Annotated in this window: 23 protein-coding genes and 1 other annotated feature; all 23 genes read left to right on the top strand. The window is 46.0% G+C overall.

Annotated elements, in window-relative coordinates:
* Positions 1 to 532, top strand: a 532-nt coding sequence (locus tag J7I83_RS01435; RefSeq protein WP_251047375.1) for a PEP-utilizing enzyme, incomplete at its 5' end; no start/stop codon positions are given.
* A 24-nt stretch (positions 533 to 556) separates the two neighbouring features.
* Entirely contained in the window at positions 557 to 943 is a 387-nt protein-coding gene (locus J7I83_RS01430) for an FxsA family protein (RefSeq protein WP_215098895.1), read from the top strand.
* Positions 944 to 1129: 186 nt separating this feature from the next.
* Positions 1130 to 2245: a citrate synthase gene (citZ, locus tag J7I83_RS01425; protein ID WP_215098894.1), complete on the top strand. Its 1116-nt coding sequence runs from the start codon at positions 1130 to 1132 to the stop codon at positions 2243 to 2245.
* 91 nt (positions 2246 to 2336) lie between these two features.
* The gene (gene icd, locus J7I83_RS01420; RefSeq protein ID WP_215098893.1) at positions 2337 to 3605 is read left to right on the top strand and encodes an NADP-dependent isocitrate dehydrogenase; all 1269 of its coding nucleotides are present in this window, start codon (positions 2337 to 2339) and stop codon (positions 3603 to 3605) included.
* A gap of 215 nt (positions 3606 to 3820) precedes the next feature.
* The gene (gene mdh, locus J7I83_RS01415; RefSeq protein WP_215098892.1) at positions 3821 to 4759 is read left to right on the top strand and encodes a malate dehydrogenase; all 939 of its coding nucleotides are present in this window, start codon (positions 3821 to 3823) and stop codon (positions 4757 to 4759) included.
* 146 nt (positions 4760 to 4905) lie between these two features.
* Positions 4906 to 5352: a MaoC/PaaZ C-terminal domain-containing protein gene (locus J7I83_RS01410; RefSeq protein ID WP_215098907.1), complete on the top strand. Its 447-nt coding sequence runs from the start codon at positions 4906 to 4908 to the stop codon at positions 5350 to 5352.
* Positions 5353 to 5427: 75 nt separating this feature from the next.
* Entirely contained in the window at positions 5428 to 6135 is a 708-nt protein-coding gene (locus J7I83_RS01405) for a response regulator transcription factor (protein ID WP_215098891.1), read from the top strand.
* On the top strand, positions 6132 to 7529 hold the full coding sequence (pnpS, locus tag J7I83_RS01400; protein ID WP_215098890.1) for a two-component system histidine kinase PnpS: 1398 nt from the start codon (positions 6132 to 6134) through the stop codon (positions 7527 to 7529). The genes J7I83_RS01405 and pnpS overlap by 4 nt, the downstream gene beginning before the upstream one ends.
* Before the next feature lie 14 nt (positions 7530 to 7543).
* The gene (locus J7I83_RS01395; protein ID WP_215098889.1) at positions 7544 to 8761 is read left to right on the top strand and encodes a carboxylate--amine ligase; all 1218 of its coding nucleotides are present in this window, start codon (positions 7544 to 7546) and stop codon (positions 8759 to 8761) included.
* A gap of 170 nt (positions 8762 to 8931) precedes the next feature.
* Positions 8932 to 9900 carry an FtsH protease activity modulator HflK gene (hflK, locus tag J7I83_RS01390; RefSeq protein ID WP_215098888.1) on the top strand — a complete coding sequence of 323 codons (969 nt, stop codon included), beginning with the start codon at positions 8932 to 8934 and terminating at the stop codon, positions 9898 to 9900.
* Positions 9900 to 10871, top strand: a complete 972-nt coding sequence (hflC, locus tag J7I83_RS01385) for a protease modulator HflC (protein ID WP_215098887.1) — start codon at positions 9900 to 9902, stop codon at positions 10869 to 10871. Before hflK ends, hflC begins: the two co-directional genes overlap by 1 nt.
* A 65-nt stretch (positions 10872 to 10936) precedes the next feature.
* The gene (gene polA / locus J7I83_RS01380) at positions 10937 to 13573 is read left to right on the top strand and encodes a DNA polymerase I (RefSeq protein WP_215098886.1); all 2637 of its coding nucleotides are present in this window, start codon (positions 10937 to 10939) and stop codon (positions 13571 to 13573) included.
* 15 nt (positions 13574 to 13588) lie between these two features.
* Positions 13589 to 14458, top strand: a complete 870-nt coding sequence (gene mutM, locus J7I83_RS01375) for a bifunctional DNA-formamidopyrimidine glycosylase/DNA-(apurinic or apyrimidinic site) lyase (protein ID WP_215098885.1) — start codon at positions 13589 to 13591, stop codon at positions 14456 to 14458.
* 9 nt (positions 14459 to 14467) lie between these two features.
* Positions 14468 to 15073: a dephospho-CoA kinase gene (gene coaE, locus J7I83_RS01370; protein WP_215098884.1), complete on the top strand. Its 606-nt coding sequence runs from the start codon at positions 14468 to 14470 to the stop codon at positions 15071 to 15073.
* Positions 15074 to 15176: 103 nt separating this feature from the next.
* Positions 15177 to 16196, top strand: a complete 1020-nt coding sequence (locus tag J7I83_RS01365) for a glyceraldehyde-3-phosphate dehydrogenase (RefSeq protein WP_215098883.1) — start codon at positions 15177 to 15179, stop codon at positions 16194 to 16196.
* A 315-nt stretch (positions 16197 to 16511) separates the two neighbouring features.
* Entirely contained in the window at positions 16512 to 16895 is a 384-nt protein-coding gene (speD, locus tag J7I83_RS01360; RefSeq protein ID WP_215098882.1) for an adenosylmethionine decarboxylase, read from the top strand.
* Positions 16896 to 17201: 306 nt separating this feature from the next.
* Complete coding sequence (gene nrdR / locus J7I83_RS01355) at positions 17202 to 17678, top strand: transcriptional regulator NrdR (RefSeq protein WP_215098881.1); 477 nt, start codon at positions 17202 to 17204, stop codon at positions 17676 to 17678.
* An 11-nt stretch (positions 17679 to 17689) separates the two neighbouring features.
* A complete protein-coding gene (locus tag J7I83_RS01350; protein WP_215098880.1) occupies positions 17690 to 19060 on the top strand; it encodes a replication initiation and membrane attachment family protein in 1371 nt (456 codons plus the stop codon).
* The gene (gene dnaI, locus J7I83_RS01345) at positions 19061 to 19996 is read left to right on the top strand and encodes a primosomal protein DnaI (protein ID WP_215098879.1); all 936 of its coding nucleotides are present in this window, start codon (positions 19061 to 19063) and stop codon (positions 19994 to 19996) included. It begins immediately after the preceding gene.
* Between the two features lie 610 nt (positions 19997 to 20606).
* Positions 20607 to 22535, top strand: coding sequence for a threonine--tRNA ligase (gene thrS / locus J7I83_RS01340; RefSeq protein ID WP_215098878.1), 1929 nt, complete (start codon positions 20607 to 20609; stop codon positions 22533 to 22535).
* A 57-nt stretch (positions 22536 to 22592) separates the two neighbouring features.
* Positions 22593 to 22733: a sequence feature (ribosomal protein L20 leader region), on the top strand.
* An 83-nt stretch (positions 22734 to 22816) separates the two neighbouring features.
* Positions 22817 to 23323, top strand: coding sequence for a translation initiation factor IF-3 (gene infC / locus J7I83_RS01335; protein ID WP_215098906.1), 507 nt, complete (start codon positions 22817 to 22819; stop codon positions 23321 to 23323).
* Positions 23324 to 23350: 27 nt separating this feature from the next.
* Entirely contained in the window at positions 23351 to 23551 is a 201-nt protein-coding gene (rpmI, locus tag J7I83_RS01330; RefSeq protein WP_006831131.1) for a 50S ribosomal protein L35, read from the top strand.
* Between the two features lie 165 nt (positions 23552 to 23716).
* Positions 23717 to 24076, top strand: a complete 360-nt coding sequence (rplT, locus tag J7I83_RS01325; protein ID WP_146557605.1) for a 50S ribosomal protein L20 — start codon at positions 23717 to 23719, stop codon at positions 24074 to 24076.
* Positions 24077 to 24092 lie beyond the last annotated feature (16 nt).

The raw sequence follows: 24092 nt of genomic DNA, 5'->3' as shown, positions 1-24092 counted from the left end.
GCTGTCCCTGGTTTGGGGCGTTCAGCCGATTGTAGGATCTTCAGTGGAATCGACGGATGAATTGCTGGAAAAAGCGGTGGACGAAAGCTTGAAGCATGGCTACGTAAAACACGGCGATCTTGTCGTGATCACTGCGGGTGTTCCAGTCGGACAAGCCGGTACGACTAACCTGATGAAAGTTCATGTTATTGGGGATATTCTGGCAAAAGGCCAAGGAATCGGCAAAACAGTGGCTTTCGGTGAAACAGCAGTAGTCAGAAATGCACAAGAAGCATTGGCAGTCGATGTGGAAGGCAAAATCATCGTAACGATCGGAACAGACCGCGACATGATGCCGGCCATCAACAAATGTGCCGGAATCATCACCGAAGAAGGCGGATTGACGAGCCACGCGGCAGTTGTCGGTTTGAGTCTTGGGATTCCGGTTATCGTCGGCGTCAAAGAAGCAACTTCACTTATTAAGCACAACTACGATATTACAATGGACTCAGAATCCGGTATCGTCTACCATGGCCATGCCAGTGTTCTGTAAAAAACAATAAGGAGGCCGGTCAAAATGATGAAATGGATTTTCCTGGCATTAATTATTGTGCCGTCTCTTGAATTGGCTTTGCTTATTTGGGCAGGAGGCCAGCTTGGATTTTTTGCTACAATGGCAATCATTGTGGCGACCGGCTTGATTGGTGCTTTTTTCGCGAAGAAACAAGGATTAAAAGCCCTCAAAGATATTCAGGAGGGCATGAACAGTTTTCAGGCTCCTGGAGATCAATTAATGAATGCGGCATTCATTCTCGTAGGTGGCGTCTTGCTGCTGACACCAGGGTTTATCTCTGATGCAGTAGGGTTTACCATGCTTTTTAGCCCGACACAGAAAATGTATAAGCCATTCATTTATCGATTGATTCATAAAAAGATGAAAAACACCCGGGTTATCGTTGGATAATGCCGGGTATTTCCATCGATTTGCCGAGGAAATTTAAATTCTATAAGCGTTTCCATTCACAAATTCTACAAAGTTGATTATAATGACTAAGTAAGGAATAAAAACAGAAGTTCATAAACGCAGATGAGACATCATTCTGCATTTTTTTTTGGAATGATGAATTAGACTGAAGAAGGAGCGATTTATATGACATCATCAAAAGGTTTAGAAGGTGTAGTAGCAACCCAGTCCGCCATCAGCTCGATTATTGATGACACACTTACATACGTCGGCTACGATATTGATGACCTGGCTGTCAACGCCAGCTTTGAAGAAGTAATCTACTTGCTGTGGCACCAGCGCCTGCCGAAGGCAGACGAATTGGCGGAACTCAAACAGCAATTGGCAGACAACATGGCCGTTCCCCAAGCTGTGCTGGACCATTTCAAGACATACGACATCAAGCATGTCCACCCGATGGCAGCGCTTCGCACGGCTGTTTCCATGCTTGGCTTGTTCGACGAAGAAGCTGAAGTGATGGAGCCGGAAGCCAACTACCGCAAAGCCATCAAGATCCAGGCGAAAATCTCGACATTGGTGACAGCGTTCGGCCGCATCCGCAACGGACAAGAGCCGATTGCACCAAAATCGGACTTGAGCTTTGCTGCCAACTTCCTGTACATGCTGTCTGGCGAATTGCCGGAAGCCATCGAAGAAGAAGCATTCAACAAAGCCTTGGTGCTTCACGCAGACCACGAATTGAACGCATCGACGTTCACGGCACGTGTTGCGGTGGCAACATTATCTGATATCTATTCGGGCGTTACAGCAGCTATCGGCGCCTTGAAAGGCCCGCTTCATGGCGGTGCCAACGAGCAGGTTATGAAGATGCTTACGGAAATCGGCTCTGTCGACAACGTGGAAAAAGTCATCACCGACAAATTGGCCAACAAAGAAAAAATCATGGGCTTCGGCCACCGCGTCTATCGCAAGGGCGACCCGCGCGCGAAACATTTGCGTGACATGTCCCAAAAATTGACGAAGATCCGCGGCGAAGAAAAATGGTATGACATGTCCGTGAAGATCGACGAAATCGTCACTGGACAGAAAAACCTTCCGCCGAATGTGGATTTCTACTCAGCATCGGTTTACCATAGCCTGAACATCGAACACGATTTGTTCACGCCGATCTTTGCAGTATCCCGCACATCCGGCTGGCTGGCTCATATTCTTGAGCAGTACTCGGACAACCGCCTGATCCGCCCGCGCGCAGACTACATCGGGCCTGGCATGCAGACTTATGTGCCGGTTGAGGAAAGATAAGAAGCTTTTCATCATTATGACGAAAAAATATAATTCATAGGGCTTGCACTTTGTGCAGCCCTATGACTTTGACCACAGGAGGAAATTAGACATGACTAACGGCGAAAAAATTTCAGTAGAAAACGGCGTCTTGAACGTTCCTAACAACGCAGTAATCCCATACATTATCGGTGATGGAACAGGGCCGGATATCTGGAATGCAGCATCACGCGTTTTAGAAGAAGCAGTAACAAAAGCATACAATGGTGAAAAATCAATTATCTGGAAAGAAGTTCTTGCAGGACAAAAAGCATTTGACGAAACTGGCGAATGGCTTCCTGAAGAAACTCTTGACGTGATCCGCGAGTACTTAATCGCAATCAAAGGACCTTTAACGACGCCAATCGGCGGCGGTATCCGTTCATTGAACGTAGCACTTCGCCAGGAACTTGATTTGTATACTTGCCTGCGTCCAGTCCGTTATTTTACAGGCGTACCTTCACCGGTTAAACGTCCTGAAGATACAGATATGGTTATTTTCCGTGAAAACACAGAAGATATCTATGCAGGCATCGAATATGCTAACGGTTCAGACGAAGTGAAAAAATTGATTTCATTCCTACAGGACGAAATGGGCGTTAAAAACATCCGTTTCCCTGAAACTTCAGGTATCGGCATCAAACCGATTTCAGAAGATGGAACAAAACGCTTAGTACGCGCTGCAATCAACTATGCACTTACTGAAGGCCGTGAATCATTGACGATTGTCCATAAAGGGAACATCATGAAGTTCACTGAAGGAGCTTTCAAAAATTGGGCATACGAAGTCGCTGAGCAGGAGTTTGGCGATAAAGTATTCACATGGAACCAATACGATGCAATCAAAGACGAGCAGGGAACAGATGCTGCCAATAAAGCACAGGAAGAAGCACTTGCTTCAGGCAAAATCCTTGTTAAAGATTCAATCGCTGATATCTTCTTACAGCAAATCCTTACACGCCCAAGCGAGTTCGATGTTGTTGCAACAATGAACTTGAACGGAGATTACATCTCTGATGCATTGGCTGCTCAAGTAGGCGGAATTGGTATTGCTCCTGGAGCAAACATCAACTACGATACTGGACATGCGATTTTTGAAGCTACTCACGGAACAGCACCTAAATATGCTGGTCTTGATAAAGTAAATCCTTCATCTTTAATCCTTTCAGGCGTCTTGATGCTTGAACACCTAGGATGGGGAGAAGCTGCTCAAATGATCACAAACTCTATGGAGAAAACAATTGCTTCTAAAGTTGTAACTTACGACTTTGCACGTCTAATGGACGGCGCTACAGAAGTGAAATGCTCTGAGTTTGCTGACGAATTGATCAAAAACCTATAAGAGTAAAAGAGAGGGAGGGGAATTTTTTCCCTCCTTTTTTGTACCAATTATTTCTGATAGAATTCTGAAATCAGGTATTTAAAACTCAATAATCTTTACTAGTGGATATTCCGCAAATCAGCCCTGCTTTCGGTACTGCTGGAGCTATGCCCAAAGCGATTGTAGAAAGTGAATGCAATATTTCAACACAAATACTGTTAAAGGAGAGATATTTCATGACATTCAAACGTAAAAAGATCTCAGTAATCGGTTCTGGCTTCACAGGTGCAACGACGGCTTTCTTATTAGCCCAAAAAGAATTGGGTGACGTCGTTTTGGTGGATATTCCACCTATGGAAAATCCGGTAAAAGGCAAAGCCTTGGATATGGCGGAGGCTGGCCCTGTTCTGGGATTTGATGCCCGAGTATCAGGTACCTCGAATTACGAAGATACCAAAGACTCGGATTTAGTCATCATCACTGCAGGAATTGCAAGAAAGCCCGGCATGAGCCGTGATGATTTGGTTCAAACCAATCAGAAGGTGATGAAAGCTGTTACAGCAGATGTTGTGAAATACTCTCCGGAGACGACAATCATCGTCCTGACGAATCCGGTTGATGCGATGACCTATACCGTTTTCCAGGCATCCGGTTTCCCGAAAGAACGTGTAATCGGACAATCCGGTGTATTGGATTCTGCCCGTTTCCGGACGTTTGTAGCAGAAGAATTAGATGTGTCGGTTAAAGATATCACCGGATTCGTATTGGGGGGGCATGGCGATGATATGGTGCCGCTCGTCCGCTATTCCTATGCAGGCGGGATTCCATTGGAGACCTTGATTTCCAAAGAGCGTCTGGATGAAATCGTGGCACGCACACGCAAAGGCGGAGCGGAAATCGTCAACCTTCTCGGGAACGGTTCGGCTTATTACGCGCCCGCAGCGTCACTGGTGGAAATGGCGGAAGCGATCATTAAAGATCAGCGCCGCATCCTGCCGACCATCGCCTATTTGGAAGGCGAATATGGTTTGGCTGGCATTTACCTTGGCGTGCCGACCATCTTAGGAGCAGGCGGTATCGAGAAAATCATTGAAATCGACTTGAACGAAGAAGAAAAGGCTTTATTGAATCAATCGGCAGATTCGGTGAAAGCCGTTATGAAAGTGTTGGCTTAATTCATAAGAAAGACGGACAGGGGGCTTATTCCTGTCCGTTTTTTAGTATCGTGAGGACGGGCTGTTTTTCCTGTTACCTTAGGCGCTTGCACTTTCATTGGCTAAATTGATACTATAGGAGTATCAAGAAAATGGAGGGATGTTGTTTGTTGCTTGGGAAAAAGCGGAAATCAGGCCGGAAAGTAGAAGAAATCAAAATCGGCGAGAAACTGAAGCTGACAGAAAAAATTGAAGACAAAGATCTTCTTCTCTATCTGGGTTTGACAAATGACAGCAATCCGCTGTATATTCAACACGATTTTGCGGCGCAGACTGCTTTTGGAAAACCTGTGGTGCCGAACATCATGTTGACGGGTATCCTTACCTCAGCCGTATCCAAATATATACCGGGTCCTGGCTCTTATATTAGCGGCCAGCAGCTGAAGTTTCTAAAACCTATCCATCATTACGCAACCATCGATTTTTTATTGGAAGTGATCGAAGTGGATGTCAGGCAAAATGAAGTAATCGTCCAGGTTGAAGGAATCGATGAAAATGGTGAAATCGCGATACAAGGACAAATTACTGCAAACCCACCGCGGATTGTGGAATAACGAGCGGCTTACGCAACGGATCATGTCTGGCGCGGTTTGAGATGGGGGTTTCAAACTGAGTGTGGAGGATGTAAAATGCTGAAGAAAATATTGATAATCGAAGATGAACATTCAATTGCGACCTTGTTGTCCTATAATCTTGTTCAAGCGGGTTTTGAAACCATTATTGCCAATGATGGCAAACAGGGCTATGACCTGGCTTTGAGTGAGAATCCATCATTGATTGTACTGGATCTCATGCTGCCGTCGATGGACGGGGTGGAAGTCTGCAAGTCGCTTCGCCAGCAAAAAATCAATACACCCATCATCATGCTGACGGCCAAAGGCGATGAATTCGATAAAGTATTGGGGCTGGAACTGGGTGCGGATGATTATATGACCAAACCCTTTAGTCCGCGTGAAGTAGTGGCGCGCATAAAAGCGGTGTTAAGAAGAGCGAACAATGTGCCGACTCCGCAACAAGATTCATCGGCGCCGATTTCTCTCGGGAAGTTGGATGTCTACCCTGATCGATTTGAAGTGTTTCTCAATAAAGAGCAGCTGGAGTTTACACCGAAAGAATTTGAACTCCTGGTGTATTTAATGGAAAACAAAAACCGTGTATTGACACGGGATCAGCTGCTGAGTGCCGTATGGAAATACGATTTCGCTGGAGATACGCGCATTGTCGATGTCCATATCAGCCATTTGCGCGATAAGATAGAAGAAAACAGCCGAAAGCCGACTTTCATTAAAACAATTCGGGGATTGGGCTATAAGTTCGAGGAGCCGAAAAGCTTATGAGGTCTTTTCGGCATCGCCTGCTGATCACCCTGCTGGTGTGGATCGGAATGATGCTGGCCGGATTGTTCATCGTCGTCCATCAATTGCTGCCCATATACGAGGATGCTGAAAACAAGACCGATATTTGGCTGATTTTATTTCTCGCATTTGCCGTCGCTTTGCTTTTTTCATCAATTGTGGGCAGCCGGATTATCGACGTGAACATGAAGCCGATTGAAAATGCCACGGAGACAGCGTTAGAATTGGCCAAGGGAAATTACCGCGCACGCGCTTCAGAGTCCAATGCCCAGGGCAGTGTGGAATTGAGTCGGACCATCAATGTGCTGGCCCGAAATCTGCAGGAAATTACCGCGGTTCGTGTCATGGAACAAGAGCGGCTGAAGACGCTGATTGAAAACATGGGCAGTGCGTTGATTATGATTGACAGGCAAGGAGCCGTTTCGCTTGTCAATAAACCCTTCCTGGAGGAATTTGAATTATCCACGGAAAACACATTGGGCAAATTCTATAAAGAAATTCATGTTCCTTATGAACTCGAGGATTTTATCGAAAATGTCTTCATGACGGAAACGCATTCGCGCGCCCAAATTGAGTTTATGTCGGGGCTGAACTTGAAGAACCTGAATGTCTATGGTGCACCTGTCATCGGAGAGCATCAGCGCTGGTTGGGAATTGTCATTGTTTTTCATGACATCACAGAACTGAAAAGGCTGGAGCAGATCCGCAAAGATTTTGTTGCCAATGTTTCCCATGAGCTTCGGACACCAGTAACATCCATTAAGGGCTTTTCAGAAACGCTGCTTGATGGGGCTTATAAGGACACCAAGACCTTATTGTCATTTTTAGAAATTATTCATACGGAAAGCAATCGGCTGGAGATGCTTATCAACGATTTGCTCGATTTATCAAAGGTAGAGCAAAGTGGGTTTGAAGTAAAAGCGCAAGCGACCGATATGAAGGCCGTCATTAAACGGGCTGTAGAAATGATTCAGCCCAAACTCAATGAAAAATCCATACAATTAAAGCTGGAGACTAAGCAGGTGACTGTTTTTGGTGATTCGAACCGCTTAATCCAGGTGATGATGAATCTTCTGATCAATGCAGTTACATACTCAAGCAATCATACCGAAATCACCGTCCGGCTTTTCGTCAAAGACAATCAAGCCATTATTCAAGTGGAAGACCAAGGAATCGGGATAGAAAGTTCGGAAATTGGCCGGTTATTTGAACGTTTTTACCGTGTTGACCGGGCTCGCAGCCGAAACTCAGGCGGCACCGGCCTTGGACTTTCCATTGTCAAACACTTAATCGAGGCACATCATGGAAAAGTGGAAGTCGACAGCACAGTTGGTGTCGGGACTACATTCACCATTTATTTGCCTTTGGCTAGTTAATTTAGGAGGAAAGCATGGAAACCAAACACCCATTTTTGCCAATTATAGTCGGTACAGATATGAACGCTTACAACATGGCCATTTCTTTTCACGAAGCATATGGCATCAAGCCGATTCTAGTCGGTAAAGAACATTTATCATTTACTTCATTAAGCACAATTACCGAAACCATCGAACTGCGTTCCGGTTTAGCGGAGGACGCACAGTTTGCCGATATCCTGATCGATATCGCCGATAAGTACCGAACCCCTGGCAAAACCCTTTTGCTGATTGGCACAAACGATCTTTATGTTCGCCTGATCATTGAAAATGCCAAAATTCTGCGCGAGCATTATGTTTTTAATTATATCAATGAAGATTTGATGAATCAGCTGCAGGTCAAATCGAATTTCTATGAGCTTTGCAAAGTGCATGGCATTGAAACACCAACCACTTTCTTCTATGACTGTAATTCGACAGTGCCGTTCGAAGAAGAGATGATGTTCCCGGTCATCATCAAGCCGAGCAATGGCATCGAATACAGCAGAAACAAGTTTGAAGGGCAGCAGAAAGTCTATAAAGTCGAAAGCCCGAAAGAAATGCACAAAGTGATTCAGCAAATCAAAGCAGGCGGTTACCGCGACGAATTGATCATCCAGGATTATATTCCGGGAGACGATACATTCATGTGGGATTCGGTCATCTACGCCAACTCGAAAGGGAAGACGCAGCTGGTGACGTTTGCACAAGTGGTTCTGCAGGAGCATACGGTCACGGCAATCGGAAACTATACTGCGTTGATCACCCGTTTCGATAAAGATATGATGGTCAAGCTGCAGAACTTCCTGGAAGCAGTCGGCTATAACGGATTTGCTAATTTCGATCTCAAATACGATGCACGCGATAATAAGTTCAAAGTGTTTGAAGTGAATATTCGCCAAGGCCGTTCAAGTTATTATGTCACGGCCCTGGGGCACAATATGGCCGAGTATTTTGTCGATGACCTAATCTACCAGACCGAAAAACCGGTGACGTATTTAAATGAAGACTTCCTGTTTACTGTTGTGCCAAAAGCGGTCCTGCGTAATTTCGTCAATAATAAAGCGGTGCTCAAAGACATCAAGCGCCTAATCAAAAAAGGCCAGTATGGCAATCCGTTATTCTATAAACAGGATAAGCACCTGAAACGCAAAATGTACCTGCTTGCGCGCCAAGTAAATTATTATAAAAAGTATAAGAACAATCAATGGTAAATTTACAGAAGCTTAACACCAGCTTCATACTCGGATGTTAAGGTTTAATAGAACCCCCTTCAACCGCATGATTTGAAAAAGAGTCCCTTCCCCGGGCTCTTTTTCTTTTTTTATGAAACTATTTCACTATTGTTCCGTATTATGGGTAACAAGAAAAAGGGGGACCCATCATGACAACAAAAAAATTGCTGGCAGTAATTGGTTTGTCTATTGCCGGAATTCTTCTGCTCATCGCAGTTTTCACTTCCTGGTATACAGTAGATGAATCAGAACAGGCGGTCATCATCACGTTTGGTGTAGCAAATGAAACCATCACTGAAGCGGGCTTGCATTTTAAGATGCCTTGGCCAATCCAGAAAGCAGAAATCTTGTCAAAAGAAACCTATAGCCTCCAATTCGGCTATAACCAAAACGAAGAAGGGGAAATTGTCGCCTTCGACAAGGAAACTAAAATGATTACCGGAGACGAAAATATCGTCCTGACTGACCTGGTGGTTCAATGGAAAATCACCGATCCTAAAAAATACCTATTCAATGCAGAAGCGCCGCAGGATATTCTTCACGATGCCACATCGGCATCCATCCGTTCCATCATCGGCAGTTCGCTGATCGACGATGCACTGACTTCAGGAAAAGCAGAAATTGAAGCCGAAACGCGTGACCTGCTAGCTTCATTGATCGATAAATACGATATTGGCATTACCGTACTGGCAGTCAAACTGCAGGATGTGGAGTTGCCGAACGAAGAAGTACGGGCGGCATTCACGAATGTAACAGATGCCCGGGAAACGATGAACACGAAAATCAATGAAGCGAATAAATACGAAAACCAGAAACGCAACGAAGCATTAGGCGAAAAAGCGGCAATCAATTCGCGTGCAGAGGGCCAGAAAGTATCACGGGTCCAACAGGCGACAGGGGATGTTGCACTTTTCGATAAACTGTTTGTGGAATATGAAAACAATCCGGAAGTCACCAAGCAGCGGATTATTATGGAAACGTTGGAGTCGGTCCTGCCAAACGCCAAATTATACATCATGAATGATGAAGGTGGCACGATCAAATACCTTCCGCTTGATGGCCTGCAGACAGCTGTTCCACCAGCGGCTGAAACAGAAGAAGAAGGGGGCGGCAACTGATGGAACCGAATAAACCTTTAGGCGAAGTAAAGAAATTCAATCCATATGAAAAGCCGAAAAAGAAAAAAGAGCCGAAAGATCCGATCGACTTCAAGAAATACTGGAAACTGATCGTCGGTCTGGTTGTCGCTTTTGCTGTCTTGCTCATTCTCCTGACGAATGTTTACGTAGTTAAAGAAAATGAATACCGAGTTGTCCGCCAATTTGGTGAAGTGGTGAAAATTCAGGAAGACCCGGGCATCAAAATGAAGATCCCGTTCATACAAAGTGTCACGACTTTGCCAAACTATCAAATGACTTATGACGTTTCAGAAGCGGAAATCAACACGAAAGACAAGAAGCGCATCATCATTGACAATTACGCCGTATGGCATGTCGTGGATCCGCTTGAATTGATTTCGAATGCAGGAACGATCGTCAATGCCGAATCGCGGATGGAAGAGTTCATTTATTCAGTGGTCCGGACAGAGCTCGGACAATTAGATTATGATGAAATCATCAACGATGAAAATTCTTCCCGCGGCAGCTTGAACGACAATGTCACAGCAAAAGTCAATGAGTTGCTGAAAAAAGACCAATACGGCATCCGGGTGTTGGATGTCCGTATCAAGCGAACGGATTTGCCGGAAGAAAACGAGCAATCTGTATATACGCGGATGATTTCAGAACGTGATTCCACGGCTCAGGATTACCTGTCTCAGGGAGATGCGAAAAAGCGTGAAATCGAAGCACAGGCTGACCGTGAAGCGCAGGAAGTAATTGCGACTGCCCGTAAAGAAGCGGCATTGATCCAGGCCGAAGGTGAATCGGAAGCCGCCATCATCTACAACGAATCATTCTCAAAAGATCCGGAATTCTATGAACTCTACCGTTCATTGGAATCCTATAAGAAAACAATCGGTGAAGACACGGTGATTATTCTGCCATCGGATTCACCATACGCGGATATCCTTTCCGGCAATTTCGAATAAGGCTATGGCCGTCATTTCTCTTCTATTTGCCCGCGTGGTAAAATAAAAGGAATGACGGCTTTTTTATGGAGAGGGGTAATTTTTTGGCAAAGAAAATACTTTTATTAGATGGGAACAGTTTGGCATACCGGGCGTTTTTTGCCTTGCCGCTGTTGACCAATGAAAACGGCATCCACACGAATGCTGTATATGGATTTACCATGATGCTTCAAAGAGTACTGGAAGAAGAAAAGCCGACGCATATGATCGTGGCTTTTGACGCGGGAAAAACAACGTTCCGGCACAAAACGTTCAGCGAGTACAAAGGTGGACGGCAGAAGACGCCGCCTGAGCTGTCAGAACAATTTCCTTATCTGAAAAAATTGATCGACGCTTACCGGATCAAACGCTACGAATTGGAAAACTACGAAGCGGATGACATTATCGGAACCTTGAGTTTGGAAGCGGAGCGGGAAGGCGATGAAGTTGTGGTCATTTCAGGAGATAAAGATTTGACGCAATTGGCTTCGCCTTCGACGACGGTTTACATAACACGTAAAGGCATTACCGATATCGAAAAGTATACGGTAGAGCACATCAAAGAGAAATACGGTTTGACGCCCAACCAGATCATCGATATGAAAGGCTTGATGGGCGATGCATCCGACAACATTCCGGGGGTTCCTGGCGTAGGCGAAAAAACGGCGTTGAAGCTGTTGGCGGCACACGGTTCTGTTGAAGGCGTTTACGAAGCCATAGAGCAGCAAAAAGGCAAGATGAAGGAAAAGCTTGTTGCCAATGAAGACCTTGCCTATATTTCCAAGCAATTGGCGACAATAGAACGCAATGCGCCAATCGAAATAAAGATTGAGGAATTGAGCTATGCAGGTCCGGACCAGGACGAATTGGTGAAGGTATGGACTGAACTGGCATTTAAATCCTTATTGGAGAAAATGGAATACACTGCAGAAGAAACCGTTAAAGAAGAATTGAAGTTCGAGGTGCTGGCGAGCATTGATCCGTCGATACTGAAAGACGAGATGGCGGTTCATCTGGAGTTGTACGATGAACATTACCATAGCTGCGATTTGCTTGGGGTATCCTTGGCTACGGAAACGGAAACCTATGTGATTCCGATGGACGTTGTTGAGCATTCGGAGGAATTCCGCGCCTGGTTTAGAAATCCATTGAAGAAAAAGTTCATGGCGGATTCCAAAGCGGCGACAGCAGCCTTTCTTCGCTGCGGCATCGAACTGAAAGGTGTCGACTTCGACTTGATGCTTGGTGCTTATATCGTCAATCCATCGTTGACGTACACGGATATGGCGAGCATCGTCCAAGAATACGGTTATACGGATGTGTCGTCAAACGAGCAGGTATATGGCAAAGGCGCCAAAAAGAAAACACCGGAGGATCTCATTCTTCATGAGCACATTGCCAGAAAAGCGCGCACCATCTGGAAAGTGCGTCCACTGGTCATGGAAAAGCTTGAGGAAAACGAGCAGTTTGATTTGTACGATAAATTAGAGCTTCCTTTAGCAACGGTGCTTGGCCAAATGGAATCGCTTGGCGTAATGGTCGACCGCAACCAATTATCCGAAATGGGCAAGGAATTGTCCCATAAGCTCGAAAAAATCGAAGCGGATATTTACGGATTGGCCGGACAGCAATTCAACATCAATTCCCCTAAGCAATTAGGAGTTGTGTTATTTGAAAATCTCGGATTGCCGCCTTTAAAGAAAACCAAAACAGGCTATTCAACAGCAGCCGATGTTCTGGAAAAATTAGAAGGACAGCACGAGATCATCTCCCATATCCTCCTGTACCGCCAGCTGGGCAAACTATTGTCTACTTATATAGAAGGTTTATTGAAGGAAATCCACGAGGATGGCAAGGTTCATACCCGGTTCCAGCAAGCCCTCACGACGACCGGACGTCTCAGTTCGACCAACCCGAACTTGCAGAACATCCCGGTGCGCCTTGAGGAAGGACGCAAAATCCGTAAAGCCTTTGTCCCGTCGGAACCTGGCTGGGTGATGGTCGCTGCTGATTATTCCCAGATTGAATTGCGTGTCTTGGCAGATATGTCGGAAGACGAGCGTCTCGTCCAAGCTTTTAAAGATGACCGAGATATCCATACGACAACAGCCAGCGATGTTTTCCACATCCCTGAAGAACAGGTAACCGGAGACATGCGGCGCGCGGCAAAAGCTGTTAATTTCGGGATTGTCTATGGCATCAGCGATTATGGACTGTCCCAAAACTTGAACATTACCCGCAAAGAAGCAGCGGCGTTCATCGAACGTTACTTTGCCAGCTTCCCGGGCGTTAAAACGTATATGACGACCATTGTGGCAGATGCAAAGCGTGACGGATTTGTAACGACTTTGATGAATCGCCGGCGTTATTTGCCGGATATCACCAGCTCCAATTTCAATTTACGCAGCTTTGCAGAGCGCACAGCGATGAACACACCGATTCAGGGCAGTGCAGCAGACATCATCAAAAAAGCGATGATCGATATGGACGCAGCCTTGGAACGCGAAGACATGCAGACGCGCATGCTGCTGCAGGTGCATGATGAACTGATCTTCGAGGCGCCGCCAGAGGAATTGGACAAGCTGATGGAGTTGGTGCCACAAGTGATGGAGAACGCAGTGAAGCTGAACGTTCCGTTAAAAGTGGACATCGCACATGGCGAAACTTGGTACGATACTAAATGATAGGAGGGCAACGATATGCCTGAACTTCCGGAAGTGGAAGGTGTTGTTCGGCAGATCCGCCCCGTTTCCATTGGAAAAAAGATTGAGGCAGTAGCGGTTTCAGATACGATCCGCGTGTCGAAAACAAATGGCAAGGAAGCGATCATCAAGCGGATGGAAGCCGACCATTTTATCCATAGCCTGGTCGGAGCACAAATCGTCCGCGTTGAGCGGCGCAGCAAATACATTTATTTTACATTGCGAAAAGACAGTGAATTTTTATTGGTCAATCATTTGGGGATGTCCGGAGCCTGGTTCTATGTCGACCAGCTTCAGTCTATTCCGGAGGACAAATTTCGGCGCCACGTCCATGTTGTACTGACGTTGAGCGACGGCAACCTGCTGGCCTATTCCGATATTCGCCGTTTTGGGGAGATGCGGGTACTGCAGGAAGAGGGAGACTTCCCGCCTTTACTGCTGATGGCGCCGGAGCCTTTCGAAGCAGTAGCTCTTGATCATTTTCTGTTGATGGCTGAAAGTCCGAAATACAAGAACAAAGCGATCAAAGAAGTCATCATGGATGGCCAAGTTATTTCCGGCTGCGGCAATATCTATGCCACAGAAGCACTTTTTAAAATGAAAATTCATCCTAAGCGGTCAGCTGGCCGCATCAGCAAAAAACGCAAAGTGGAATTGTTCGAGACGGTGGTCGCCATTCTTCTGGAAAGCATCGAAGCAGGAGGCAGCACAATTTCGGATTACCGCAATATCAATGGCGAATCGGGCAGCATGCAAAACCGTTTTGGCATGTATGGCAAAAAACAATGTGCGGTTTGCGGCACTGCAACGAAAACCTTGAAAATCGGCGGCCGGGCATCAGTGTATTGCCCGGCCTGCCAGAAATGAGGATGGATGATGATCATTGGATTAACAGGCAGTATTGCCAGTGGGAAAAGTACAGTATCCGAAATGCTGAAAAACTCGGGATACCCAATTATTGACGCGGATCTTGTAGCGCGTTTGGTTGTCGAACCGGGTTCTGAAACCCTGTCGCAGATTGCGCAGGCATTCGGGTCCGAGGTAATTCAGGGAGACGGCACAATGGACCGCGCAAAAGTAGGAGAAATCATCTTTAATGATCCGGCAAGCCGGAAAATCCTGAACGACATTATCCATCCGGCGATCCGCGAGGAAATGCTGCGGCAGCGCCACGAGTTCCTGGCGCAGGGGTTTAAGACAATCATCATGGACATCCCGTTATTGTTCGAGAGTCGCCTGCAGCATCTGGTGGACAAAATCCTTGTCGTCAGCGTGACGGAAGAAAATCAGTTTAACCGATTGGTGGAGCGGAACGGCTTTACCGAAAAAGAGGCACGGGCGCGCATCAGTTCCCAGCTGCCGATGTCTGTAAAGGAAGACGGTGCGGACGCCGTCATCTACAATAACGGCACTTTGGATGAAACGAAATGGCAGTTAAATCGGATTTTAGATAATTGGCAGGCCAGTCCTGGAAAAGAATAATAAGATATCCTGTTTTTGAGGTTCTCTAAATAGCTAATTGTGTTATACTATATGAGAAATTAAAAATATGAGTATAACTTAATTATAAACGGAGGACTCCTACATGACAGTTTCTATTGCAATTAACGGATTTGGCCGTATTGGCCGTATGGTTTTCAGACAAGCGATAATGATGGATGACGTCATAATTACGGCAGTCAATGCTACTTATCCGGCTGAAACCCTTGCGCATTTGATTAAGTATGACACAAATCACGGCACTTTCGCTGGTGACGTATCTTCAGAAGAAGATGCATTAATTGTTAACGGGAAACGAGTACAATTGGTAAGTGAACGTGACCCACTGAATCTGCCATGGAAAGAAATGGGCATTGATATCGTCATCGAAGCAACCGGAAAGTTTAATTCCCGCGAAAAAGCAGCTCTTCATCTGGATGCAGGAGCGAAGAAAGTGATTTTAACAGCGCCTGGAAAAAAAGAGGACATCACGATTGTCATGGGTGTCAACGACGACAAATTGGATATCGATAAGCACGACATCATTTCCAATGCCAGCTGTACAACGAATTGCCTGGCACCTGTCGTAAAAGTGCTGCATGACAAATTCGGCATCGAAAACGGCTTGATGACGACCGTCCATTCCTACACGAACGACCAGCGAAACTTGGATAATCCGCATAAAGATCTTCGCCGTGCACGTTCATGTGCCCAATCGATCATTCCAACTTCTACGGGCGCTGCGAAAGCGCTATCACTGGTCATTCCTGAACTGCAAGGCAAGCTGCACGGCATGGCATTGCGTGTGCCGACACCAAACGTATCTCTGGTCGACCTGGTCGTCGATTTGGAGTCGGATGTGACGATTGCGGAAGTCAATCAGGCTTTCGAAGAAGCATCAGAAAATGGCTTGCAAGGGATCTTGAGCCTGACGATGGAGCCCCTGGTTTCTGTCGATTTTAACAGCAACCCGAAATCTGCTATAGTGGATGGCTTATCGACTATGGTAATCGGCGGGCGCAAAGTGAAAGTTCTGGCATGGTACGACAATGAATGGGGATATTCAGCACGCGTCATCGATTTGACCAAAAAGGTCGCAAAAGCTTTGGCGCTGGTATCCAAATAAGTCTATTCACCCCGGTTCTCCGATTTCAAATGGAGAATCGGTTTTTTTATGGAAAATTTACTGAAAAAAAATGAGAATTAATAAGATATTATTATTGCATTTACAATAAATACGTTTTATACTATGATTCGTAGTTAAAAAACGGCTACCACTTCTGAATTTCCATCATGCATCTCGGAATTAGGAGCGTAAGATTTTTTATTCACATGACTGCTTAAAGGGTTAGGACCTCTTTGGACTAACTTTCCCCCGTGGTAGTCTACTTTGAATATTTTGCGCAAAAACCAAAATGATATCAAAGGGGGAAAACGAACCATGGAAACAATGGGACGTCACGTAATTGCAGAACTTTGGCAGTGTGATTTTGACAAATTAAACGATATGGATTTTATCGAACAAACTTTTGTTGATGCAGCACTCAAAGCTGGAGCTGAAGTAAGAGAGGTAGCTTTTCATAAATTCGCACCACAGGGTGTCAGCGGAGTTGTGATCATCTCTGAATCTCACTTAACCATCCACAGCTTCCCGGAACACGGCTACGCCAGTGTAGATGTTTACACTTGCGGCGACTTAGATCCGACAATTGCAGCGAAGTATATCGCAGAAGCGCTAGGGTCAACTTCAAGCGAGCTTGTCGAAATTCCGCGCGGTATGGGTCCAGTCAGTGTTGGGAAATCCAAAGTTTCAGTAACTGTATAATCCGTTTAACAAAAAACACGAGAGCAGAGGATAAAATCCTCTGCTTTTTCTATTTTCCCGATGAATTTTTGTTATACTAGATAGTACATTATATAAGTTGGATTAATCGTTTTTAGTGAGTGTTATTTTCTATGGATATTCCGCAAACCAGCTCCGCTGTAGGCAACTGAAGAATCTCTAGAAGAAAGAGCGGAAAGCGTCCGCCTGGAGAGGGTTCTTCATTCTGCTCTTCTTGCAATGGCTTGAACATGTAAATATTTTAATTTAGCTCAGATAAATAGATAGAGAAGTTAGGGAGATGTCGAAATGAAATGTCCAGCTTGCCAACATAACGGCACACGTGTTGTCGACTCACGGCCAATAGATGAAATGAAATCAATCAGAAGGCGCAGAGAATGTGAATCATGCGGATATCGCTTTACCACTTTCGAGAAAGTGGAGGAGATGCCGTTGATCGTCGTCAAAAAAGATGGCTCACGTGAAGAGTTCAGCCGTGAAAAAGTTCTGCGCGGCTTGATTCGTGCCTGTGAAAAGCGGCCGGTATCCCTGGAAGTATTGGAAGAAGTGGTCTTTACGATCGAGAAAGACCTTCGCCGGGCGGGCAACCCGGAAGTGAAATCCGAAGAAGTCGGAGAGTTGGTCATGAACCGGCTGGCAGCGATCGACGAAGTGGCCTATGTCCGTTTTGCCTCTGTTTATCGCCAATTCAAAGACATCACTGTTTTTATCGACGAACTGAAGGATTTGCTGAACAAAAGTCCGGAAGACAAGAAAATCGACTAAGGCGGTGACTTATGACTGCATATTATAAAGAGTTGCAGCCTGCCGATCCCTATCGAATCCGTCTGCCTTATCCATTTTCGAATTACGATCGGCAGCTGCTGACGCTCCTGTACCAGCCGATGGTTGGAGCGGAGGCCATCGCGTTTTACTTGACGCTATGGGCCGAAGGAGAAGCATCCGGTGATGAGGCGAGCCATTACACATTGATGAACACATTGGGAAACCCCATTTCGAAAATTTTTGAAGCAAGGATTCAATTAGAAGCGATCGGGCTGCTGAAGACTTATCGGAAAGACAATGGCAACCGCAGCTTCATCTATGAACTATGTCCGCCATTGGATCCTAAAACCTTTTTCATGGATCCGTTATTGTCGATGTTCCTGTTCAGTAAAATCGGAGAACCTTCCTATCGCAGAGTCCGGGACCGTTTTCTGGTCCATTCTGAACTTCCGTCTGATTTTGAAGAAGTGTCTCGGACCTTCACCGATATTTTTCAGCCGGTCCATGCGAAAGCAGGATATCCTTCCGCGAAGCAGGATTTGCAGGAACGGAAACAAGGAGCCTACGAAGCTGATGCGGAGTTCGATTTCGCATTGCTTCGCCAGGGGCTTTCAGAACAGCTGGTGCCGAAGCGGGTGCTGACAGCCACCATCAAAGATTTTATTTCCAAACTGGCTTACCTGTATAGCTGGGGACCGCTGGAAATGCAAAAAGTCATCTTGCTGGCAATCGAAGAGGACTATAAATTGACGGTGGAAGGCTTGAAAAAGTCGGCATCTGAATATTACAAGCTGACGGTTTCGACCACGGCACCACAGCTTGTGCAAATGCATAAAGAAGCTCCGAAACCGACAGAAGAAGCGCCAAAAACGAAAGAGGATGAGTTGCTGGTCTATTTGGAGACAGCACCGCCTATCCAAGTGCTGCGTGACATCGCCAACGGCAACGAACCGCTGCCGGCAGATGTCCAGCTGGCCAACCAATTGGTCGTTAGCCATGGCATGAAGCCGGCAGTCGTCAATGTCCTGCTTCATTATGTCCTGTTGCGCACCGATATGAAGTTGACCAAAACCTATGTGGAAAAAATCGCTTCGCATTGGCTGCGGAAAAACGTCACAACTGCCAAAGAGGCGATGGAACTGGCACGTATCGAGCATACGCAGTACATGAAATGGAAGTCGGAAGGCTCACCGACGACTGTGGCCAAACCGTTTATGGGCAATGGAAACCGCAAACCGGTACGTGAAGAAAAGCTGCCGGAATGGTTCCATAAGAAAGATGATGCCCCTACCGCTAAAGAAGAGCCGAGAAACGAAAGCCTGGAAGTGGAAAAACAAAAACTTCTCGCGAAACTGGCGCTGAAGAAAGGAAAAGGTGGTTAAATGGAACCGATTAGCGAAACCTTAAAACGTGTGGTCAATGCGCCTGCTTTTTCTGAGCGGTACAGTGAGATGCGAAAAGAAGTGCTGGAACATCCCGGAGTCCAAAAATTTCTGGAAAACCATGCCGATGAAATTGATGCACCTATCATCGATAGAGGACTCGGGAAATTGTACGAGTATATCGATCAATCCCATGACTGCAATAAATGCCCAAGCCTGGGCGCCTGCATCAACCACTTGAAAGGCTTTGAGCCAAACCTGGTGTTGGAGCGGAGAACCATCGGCATTTCCTATACCAAATGCCGCCTCAAGGAAGTCAGCGACAATAAGCGCCATGCTTCGTCATTGATCCACAGTATGTACATGCCGAAAGAAGTCATGCAGGCGACCCTGGACGGATTTGATCTGGATGATAGCCGTATGGAAGCGTTCCGTGCTGTCGGAGATTTCCTGGATCAGGCGACCGGTCCTGATAACTTGCCTGAAAAAGGTTTGTACCTATACGGGCAATTCGGTATCGGCAAGTCTTACTTGCTGAGCGCAGTGGCCAATGAACTGGCTGAGATAAATGTCAAGTCAGTGCTGGTGTTCGTCCCGGAATTTATGCGGGAAATGAAACAGGCGATCGGTGACCAAACGCTGCAGGAAAAAGTCGATTACGTCAAAAAGGCAGACGTCCTGATGCTCGACGACATTGGTGCAGAAGCGATGTCGAGCTGGACGCGCGATGAGGTGCTGGGCACGATTCTCCATTACCGGATGTCTGAAAAACTGCCGACATTCATGTCGTCAAACTTTAGTTATTCGGAACTGGAATATCATTTGACCTATTCACAGCGCGGTGAAAAAGAAGATTTGAAAGCTGCGCGCATCATGGAACGAATCCGTACGTTGACCAAGCCAGTCAAGCTCGACGGGCGCAATCGACGAAATTAAGCCGCGTTACTATTGCGTTTTGCGTCATTTCGGTTTATAGTAAAAGCAATCTAACCAAGATTTTACATGCCTTGACAAGGATATGAGCGGATTTGTACGACTTTCAGAGAGAGAAGCCCCGGCTGCAAGCTTCTTAAGTACCGGCAATCCCGCTTACCCCCTTCGAGCAGCAGCTGTGAACAGTTCCATCAGTAGCAGCTGACGGTACCGGCCCGTTAGCCGATGCAGAGCTTCATTCCGAACGGATCTGTCCGTTCAGAATAGAAGAAGGGTGGAACCACGAACTAAAGCTTCGTCCCTTTTGGGATGGGGCTTTTTTCTGTGGGAAAAAAGAAAAGCGGAAGCGGCCATGTAGAGGAACGTAAGCTAAAGGCGCGACTTCCTGTCGCAACGCTTACATGATCCGCATCCTGCGGACCTCCGACAGGCTTAAGGTGAGCTGCTGAAGCGGCTTTGCCGCACAGGCAGATTAACTTAAGACCCCGAGGAACAGGCCATTGCAGCTGGACAAAGCAAAGCGGAAATGGCCGCTTTAGCAAACAAGGAAATGCCAAGCCAGACCCTGTGGCACTGGCATTTCCAACAGATCTAACTAAAAGGAGAGATTGGCATGGCAGACATGATTCAACTAAAATTCCCTGATGGAGCGGTAAAAGAGTTTGAACGGGGCACAACAACTGAAGAAATTGCACAATCGATCAGCCCGGGATTACGCAAAAAAGCGTTGGCCGGAAAAGTAGGCGACAAATTGGTCGACTTGCGCGCACCTTTGAAGGAAGATGGGGAAATTGCCATCATCACACCTGAATCCGATGAAGCGTTGGAAGTTTTGCGCCACAGCACGGCGCATCTATTGGCGCAGGCGATCAAGCGTATGTATCCGGATGCCAAGCTTGGCGTCGGCCCGGTCATTGAAAACGGCTTTTATTACGATATCGATACAGAGTCAGCGATCACTTCAGAAGATTTACCGCTGATTGAAAAAGAAATGAAGAAAATCATCAATGAAAACGTCGAAATCATTCGCCACGACGTGACACGTGCAGAAGCCCAGAAACGATTTGCGGCGATCGAAGATCCATACAAACTGGAACTTCTTGAAGCAATTTCCGAAGATGATCAAGTGTCGATCTATGAACAGGGCGACTTTTTTGACCTTTGCCGGGGGATTCACGTACCATCGACTGGTAAATTGAAAGAGTTTAAATTATTAAGTGTTGCCGGTGCGTATTGGAGAGGGAACAGCGACAACAAGATGCTTCAGCGCATCTACGGAACTGCTTTCTTCAAAAAAGAAGATTTGAAAGCTCATCTTGAAATGCTCGAAGAAGCGAAAGAACGCGATCACCGTAAAATCGGCAAAGAACTGAATTTATTCATGAACTCCCAGAAGGTTGGCCAGGGCTTGCCGATGTGGCTGCCAAAAGGTGCGACAATCCGCCGTATCATCGAACGCTATATCGTCGACAAAGAAGAGCGTTTGGGTTATGACCACGTCTATACACCGGTTATGGGCAGCGTGGAATTGTACAAGACAAGTGGACACTGGGACCATTACCAGGACGATATGTTTCCGGTCATGAAAATGGATAACGAAGAATTGGTCTTGCGTCCGATGAACTGCCCGCATCACATGATGATTTTCAAACAGGGCATTCATTCATACCGCCAGCTGCCGATCCGTATTGCAGAACTTGGCCTTATGCATCGTTATGAAATGTCAGGCGCTTTGTCCGGTCTGCAGCGTGTGCGCGGAATGACATTGAATGACGCCCACATTTTTGTGCGTCCGGATCAGATCAAGGATGAATTCAAGCGCGTCGTCAATCTGGTGGTTGAAGTTTATAAAGATTTTGACATCAAGGATTATTCATTCCGTTTGTCTTACCGTGACCCAGCGGATAAAGAAAAATACTTTGACGATGATGCCATGTGGGACCGTGCACAGGCCATGCTGAAGGAAGCGATGGATGAACTGGAAATCGATTATACCGAAGTGGAAGGCGAAGCAGCATTCTACGGGCCAAAAGTGGATGTTCAAGTGAAAACGGCTCTTGGCAAAGAAGAAACTTTGTCGACTGTCCAGCTTGATTTCCTATTGCCTGAACGGTTTGACTTGTCATATATTGGCGAAGACGGAAAACAGCACCGTCCGGTCGTTATCCATCGTGGAGTCGTTTCAACAATGGAACGCTTTGTCGCATTTCTGATTGAAGAATACAAAGGAGCATTCCCGACATGGCTTGCGCCAGTTCAAGTGGAACTGATTCCGGTATCGCTTGATGCCCATAGTGCTTATACAAAAGAACTGCAGGAAAAACTGCAATCTCACAAAATTCGCGTGGATATTGATGAGCGCGATGAAAAACTCGGCTATAAGATCCGTGAAGCACAGATGCAGAAAGTACCGTATATGCTCGTTATCGGCGATAAGGAACTGGAAGACGGTTCTGTCAATGTCCGGAAATACGGTGAACAGAAATCCGAAAGCATGCCATTCGATGACTTTGTAAAACTGGTTCACAGCGAACTTCGCTAGAACGGTTGACAGGCCCTAAGGCACGTGATATTATGAATAAGGTTATAGAATACTTATATGTGCAAGCAGGAGCACCCGCTTCTCACCTGATCGACCGAATGTTGGCAGGTATACACGATTGACTTTTACACGCAGAAAGAAGCGTGTTGTCATATTTGCGGGTGGACCTCTTTGGTCCATCCGCTTTTGTTTTGATCGGAACCCTGTAAACCGGTTCGGCCGGTTCACACATTTAAGCTATTCGCGACACTATCCGGAGGTGGATTACTATTAGCAAAGACATTAATGTAAATGAAGGTATTCGTGCACGTGAGTTGCGAGTTATCGATCAAAACGGTGAACAACTTGGCATCAAAACACGTAACGAAGCACTTGAAATTGCAGCTCGTGTCAACCTGGATCTTGTTCTTGTGGCTCCTCAAGCTAAGCCGCCGGTCGCTCGTATCATGGACCACGGTAAATTCAAGTTTGAGCAACAGAAGAAAGATCGTGAAATCCGTAAAAATCAGAAAGTGATTATCGTCAAAGAAGTACGCTTAAGCCCTTCAATTGACGATCACGATTTCAACACGAAACTTCGCAATGCTATCAAGTTCCTTGAAAAAGGCGACAAAGTGAAAGCTTCTATTCGTTTTAAAGGCCGTGCGATTACGCACAAAGAAATCGGACAACGTGTTCTTGAACGTTTCGCAGAAGCGTGCAAAGAAGTTGCTACGGTTGAACAGCGCCCTAAAATGGATGGCCGCAGCATGTTCTTGATGCTTGCACCAGTCAACGAAAAAGAATAAGAGATCATTGTTTAGGAGGAATTCGAAATGCCGAAAATGAAAAGCCATAGCGGTGCATCAAAACGTTTCAAAAAAACGGGTACTGGTAAAGTAAGACGCAACAGCTCACATACTAGCCACTTATTTGCAAACAAATCAACTAAGCAAAAGCGTAAACTTCGCAAAGGGAAACTTGTTTCTTCAGGCGACTTGAAGCGCATCAAATCATTAATTTATAACATGAAATAAAGAAAGTGTAAGCGCCCGTATAGATTCGACGGGCATAAGACAAAGAGGAAGAGCGGCGCTTTTGGCTGCACAGCCACTTTGGCTTATGACCCCGACAGTCTGGGCGTTGGAGTCTAGACAAGAACAAAAATCGAATTTTATATATTCAGCAGGAGGTAATGTGATATGCCACGCGTAAAAGGTGGAACAGTGACGCGTCAGCGTCGTAAAAAGGTCATTAAATTAGCAAAAGGTTATTATGGTGCAAAGCACATCCTTTTCAAAGTAGCAAACCAACAGGTGATGAAGTCAGGTAACTATGCTTACCGTGACCGTCGCAACAAAAAACGTGACTTCCGTAAACTATGGATCACACGTATCAACGCAGCAGCTCGCATGAACGACATTTCATACAGCCGTCTTATGCACGGATTAAAAGTTGCGGGCATCGACATCAACCGCAAAATGCTAGCTGAAATCGCTGTATCTGATGCAGCTGCATTCACTGCATTGGTTGACCAAGCAAAACAAGCAGTAGCTAAGTAATAAAAGCAGAAGCGCC

The organism is Planococcus sp. ISL-110, from assembly GCF_018613575.1.
Lineage (GTDB): Bacteria > Bacillota > Bacilli > Bacillales_A > Planococcaceae > Planococcus.
Note: the sequence above shows the minus strand (reverse complement) of the source record. Positions and strands in the feature narration are given on the sequence as shown.